The sequence below is a fragment of the Coprobacter sp. genome, assembly GCF_982436375.1.
The window spans coordinates 1-4,860 of the sequence record NZ_CEWDCG010000210.1; the positions used below are offsets into that span (position 1 = coordinate 1).

Genomic DNA, 4,860 nt, shown 5'->3' on the forward strand with positions numbered 1-4,860 from the left:
AGCTAATTCGCTACGCTTTGCCCAAATTTACTTTTTCGCTATGTGTTTATTTTATAACCGTTTTTTCCGAAACGAATCAAGTCTCACAAATCATTTCCCGTTTAAACCAAATAGAACATTACCGGGGAGAAGCCTTATTCCGCGTTACATTACCGATGACCGATGAAGAGGTAGAATACAAACTCTCTCTTCAATATCAGAAAAACCCGGCAGATACCTTATACGGATATTCTTATTTCATAGATCTCACATCAGAAAGCAATCCGGCAATAAACGGAGATTTCATCTATTACGACTCCGGAAACTATTACAATTTCAGCAATCACAGATTGCGAGAATATCATGCGGAAGAAGATCCTGCACCTTTCTATGATAAAATGAACAATAAAAGCGAATTGCCGGGAATACATCGTTCAGGATTATTTATAGAAGAATTTCCTATGGAAATAGCATCTCGATTGCAAAAAAGTCTCAACAATCCGGAAAACCGCATTCAAACATACTCCGATACATTGATAAATAATCGTAAATGCAATGCTTTGTATATAGACGAGTATATCAACGGGGAAACAATTCGATCATCGGTCTACATATTCGATTCTGAGTCTGGCACTCCGATATTTAAGGAAATAGAAAATAATCCCGGACATTTAGGATCTCAAACAGTCACCGTCAAATACATATCATCAGATATAAAAACACCTTTTCCGAACAATTTTTTTTCAGAAGAGAATTTCATAAAACAGAAAGGCAATATTATCGCACCGTTCCGAAGCAACTATTTTAAAGCCCAAAACCTGGCAGGTAAAACTGCTCCCAACTTTTCGCTCCCACTGCTGAATAATGAGAAAAGATTCGATTTGTCGGAATATGAAGACCGAACTCTGATACTTGCATTTGTCGATACTACAAGTAGTTTCTGCAAAAAGACATTGGATTGCGCAAAATATTTCTCTGATAATAAAAGCCTCCTATGGATTACTTTATTATCTGAAAAAAATTCGGATGATCTGATAAAATATCAAGAAGAAAACGTACTGCCCGGAATCGTTATTTGTGATGCTCAAAATATAGCAGCCCAATACGGTATAGCAAACTATCCTACTCTATTCGTCATCTCTCCCGAAAAAAGAATTATTGGGGTACAAATAGGATATGATCCCGATATGGTCCAAAATTTACAACAAATATTAGAAACAAATATAAAAGATTAAACGGAATATTTCTTTTATTTGTTATTTCAAAATAAACAATAGTATAATCACAATTTAAAATTAAAAATTATGGCTCAAATAAAATTTAAAGGGAATCCCGTTTCTACCAACGGAGAATTACCCAAAGTAGGAAGTAAAGCACCTTGCTTCAGTTTGGTAAAATCAGATTTAAGTGAATTAAGTTGTTGCGACTTGAAAGGGAAACGACTGGTTCTTAATATTTTCCCAAGTCTGGATACGAGCGTTTGTGCAACATCGGTTCGCAAATTTAATAAACTTGCAGCCGATATGGATAATACGCTTGTAATAGCAATATCTAAAGACCTGCCTTTTGCTCAAAGCCGGTTCTGCACGACAGAAGGGATAGAAAACGTGATCCCGGCTTCGGCATTCAGAGCCTCGGATTTTTCTCAACAATATGGCATAGAAATGGTAGACGGACCGTTAGCCGGACTATTAGCCCGGGCGGTAGTAGTAATAGACGAAAACTTCAATGTCATATACGAAGAACTCGTACCGGAAATTACTCAAGAACCGAATTATGATGCTGTCATATCAGCTCTAAAAAAATAAAAAGTCCGGGAAATAACAATAACGCTTTTTGAGAGCTAAAATAACGGATATAATAAAATCTCCTTATTGCAGTTTTTAACAGGAACTCAATAAGGAGATTCTATTTTTTAAGTCTGTTTAAATTTTCCGATAAGAAAAAAACAATTCAGGATCACGCCGAGATGAAAAATTCTTAAACAAATAATCGGTAAACGGTGTTTCAAACACTCTTGCCTGATTAGGACATTCCTTAACACAAGCACAACACTTGATACACGACTCCGGATCACTTACAATTTCATCTTGCAATTCAATAGACTGTGTAGGGCATATTTCGATACAATATCCGCATTGTGTGCAAAGTTCTGAAATCGTAACCGGAGTTTGAGGTGTTTTATTTCCTTTTACCTTATATGGGAAATTTCCCTTTACTTGTAAATCAATAAACTCTCCCGACCAATCATTTAAAAAAGCTGCGGTTTTCGAACCGAATGCAAAAGCCGTATCTATATCCGCTTTATCCGGGCGTCCTTCAGCAACCGGACGATTCGGACGACTGTACGAATGTTCTCCGATAAATGCTCCTCCCGACACCGGAATAAAGCCTTGCTCTTTTGCAATATCCCGTAACTCTATCAATGCATCTTCATAATCTCTATTTCCGTAAACAACGGCAACCACGGCCGGAATATTATTACCCCGTATCGAACGCAAGCGTTCTACAGCCGTTTCGGCAACTCGCCCACCATATACAGGAACAGAAATGACAGCAACACCCTCCTCTATTAAAATATCCTTTACAGGTTTCTCATACGTAATATCCAACTCTTTATGTTCACAAGTACCCATTCCCTCGGCAATAGCATCTGCAATTCTCAAAGATGTATGTGTCGGAGAGAAAAAAATAGTATGTACAACCGATATTTTCATAAGCTATATATTTCTTTTATTTTCTGATTAATACCAAATTGTGGCGATCAATTTACGAGGGCCTCCATAATCTCTGAACTCACACAGATATATTCCTTGCCATGTTCCCAAAGCCAACTTTTTATTGCGAATAGGAACGGTCAGTGACACCCCTATCACAGAAGATTTCAAATGAGCGGGCATATCGTCGCTTCCCTCCAATACATGCGTATAATAGGACTGATTCTCCGGGATTAAATGATTGAATGATCGCTCAAAATCTGTACGAACCGAAGGATCGGCATTCTCATTTATAGTTAATCCTGCAGAAGTATGCTGTATGAACAAATTCAACAGCCCTTCTTCCGGCAATTCCTGAAGTTCCTTTTCTATCAATGAAGTAATCAGATGAAAACCACGTCTGAAAGCAGGAAGACAAAAAGAATTTTGCTTTACCATAACACAATATATACTAATTATTCCGTTCCAGCTCACGCAAGTTATCGATTCTCTTCTTTTCCAAGAAATCGTATATTCCCCCTAAGTGTTCTATAATTCGCTTATTTCCGAATTCATACACTTTATCCACCAAACCATTTAAAAAATCACGGTCATGAGAAACGACAATCAATGTGCCGTCAAATTCTTTAAGAGCTGTTTTAAGAATATCTTTTGTTTTTAAATCCAAATGATTCGTCGGCTCGTCTAAGATCAACAGATTCACAGGTTCTAACAATAACTTAATCATTGCCAAACGGGTACGCTCACCGCCGGAAAGCACTTTTACCTTTTTGGCAGAATTCTCACCGCCGAACATAAATGCACCCAATATATCTTTTATCTTTGTTCGTATATCCCCTTTGGCAACATCATCTATCGTTTGAAAAACCGTGAGTTCTTCATCCAACAGAGAAGCCTGATTTTGAGCGAAATAGCCGATCATTACATTATGCCCGAGAGTTAGTGTTCCATCAAACTTCGTCTCTCCCATTATACATTTGACCAAAGTCGATTTCCCTTCACCGTTTTTCCCGACAAATGCAACTTTCTCTCCCCTTTCGATAGTCAACGTAGCTTTCGAAAATACAGTATGGTTACCGTATGATTTCGAAACATCCTCTATAATTACCGGATAATTACCCGAACGGGGAGAAGGAGGGAAACGTAATTTCAGAGCAGAGGTATCTTCTTCATCGACTTCGACCAGTTCGAGTTTTTCTAACATCTTCACACGAGATTGCACTTGCAAAGTTTTGGAATAAGTCCCTTTGAAACGTTCGATAAATTCTTTTGTTTCAGCAATCATTTTTTGCTGATCTTCATAAGCTTTCTGCTGTTGTTCTCGCCGTTCTTTCCGCAACTCGAGATATTTTGAATAATTTACCTTATAATCATAAATACGCCCCATAGTTACCTCTATCGTCCGAGTAGTAATGTTATCAACAAAAGCCCGGTCGTGTGATATTACGATTACTGCTTTCGCATTCGAAACAAGAAAATTCTCCAACCATTGTATCGACTCGATATCCAAATGATTGGTAGGTTCGTCGAGCAACAGAATATCCGGACGCTTCAGCAACAGCTTAGCCAGCTCGATACGCATGCGCCAACCTCCACTGAACTCAGAAGTGGATCTGGAAAAGTCGGATCGCTTAAAACCTAATCCCAACAATACTTTTTCAACATCTTCTTCATAATTGGTTGCATCTACCGAATAAAATTTTTCACTCAACAAAGAAACGTCTTCTATCAGCTTATAATACTCCTCAGACTCATAATCAGTACGGGTAGCCAATTCATTATTAAGTCGCTCTATCTCTTTCTCCATCTCAAAAAGATGAGAAAAGGCCTGCGATGTCTCTTCAAATACAGTTCGCTTGTTATCAGTCATCAAATGCTGGGGAAGATATGCAATTACCGTATCTTTAGGTACTGAAATACTTCCACGGGAAGGAGTCCTCACCCCTGCCAGAATTTTCAACAAAGTGGACTTTCCCGCCCCATTTTTTCCCATTAAAGCAATGCGATCTTTTTCATTAACTACAAACGAGACATCTTGAAAAAGTGTCGTGCCTCCAAATTCTACGGTCAGCCCGTCAACAGAAATCATATATTTATTGTTATATTAGCATGCAAAGTTACTACAAAAAAGTGAAATGCGGAAAGATATAGTGATAGAATTGAG

The 4,860-nt window shown here is 38.1% G+C and carries 5 protein-coding genes; 2 read left to right on the forward strand and 3 right to left on the reverse strand.

Annotated features, from left to right (window positions below):
• Positions 1 to 1,214: peroxiredoxin family protein (locus tag AC1WHX_RS10415; RefSeq protein ID WP_481229306.1), on the forward strand; the 1,214-nt coding region annotated here is incomplete at its 5' end.
• A 69-nt stretch (positions 1,215 to 1,283) separates the two neighbouring features.
• Entirely contained in the window at positions 1,284 to 1,787 is a 504-nt protein-coding gene (gene tpx / locus AC1WHX_RS10420) for a thiol peroxidase (RefSeq protein ID WP_278584797.1), read from the forward strand.
• 117 nt (positions 1,788 to 1,904) lie between these two features.
• Here tpx and AC1WHX_RS10425 read toward each other — a convergent pair whose 3' ends face one another.
• The 3 genes from AC1WHX_RS10425 to AC1WHX_RS10435 are packed head-to-tail and all read right to left on the reverse strand — an operon-like array spanning position 1,905 to position 4,785.
• Entirely contained in the window at positions 1,905 to 2,696 is a 792-nt protein-coding gene (locus tag AC1WHX_RS10425) for a 4Fe-4S binding protein (RefSeq protein ID WP_297303698.1), read from the reverse strand.
• A 27-nt stretch (positions 2,697 to 2,723) separates the two neighbouring features.
• On the reverse strand, positions 2,724 to 3,134 hold the full coding sequence (locus AC1WHX_RS10430; protein WP_297303699.1) for a secondary thiamine-phosphate synthase enzyme YjbQ: 411 nt from the start codon (positions 3,132 to 3,134) through the stop codon (positions 2,724 to 2,726).
• Positions 3,135 to 3,147: 13 nt separating this feature from the next.
• A complete protein-coding gene (locus tag AC1WHX_RS10435; RefSeq protein WP_297303701.1) occupies positions 3,148 to 4,785 on the reverse strand; it encodes an ABC-F family ATP-binding cassette domain-containing protein in 1,638 nt (545 codons plus the stop codon).
• Between the last annotated feature and the right edge of the window lie 75 nt (positions 4,786 to 4,860).

Excerpts from the sequence above, each read along its gene's own strand:
- tpx (WP_278584797.1), top strand. The coding sequence starts at position 1,284 with ATGGCTCAAATAAAATTTAAAGGGAATCCCGTTTCTACCAACGGAGAA.
- AC1WHX_RS10425 (WP_297303698.1), bottom strand. The coding sequence starts at position 2,696 with ATGAAAATATCGGTTGTACATACTATTTTTTTCTCTCCGACACATACA.
- AC1WHX_RS10430 (WP_297303699.1), bottom strand. The coding sequence starts at position 3,134 with ATGGTAAAGCAAAATTCTTTTTGTCTTCCTGCTTTCAGACGTGGTTTT.
- AC1WHX_RS10435 (WP_297303701.1), bottom strand. The coding sequence starts at position 4,785 with ATGATTTCTGTTGACGGGCTGACCGTAGAATTTGGAGGCACGACACTT.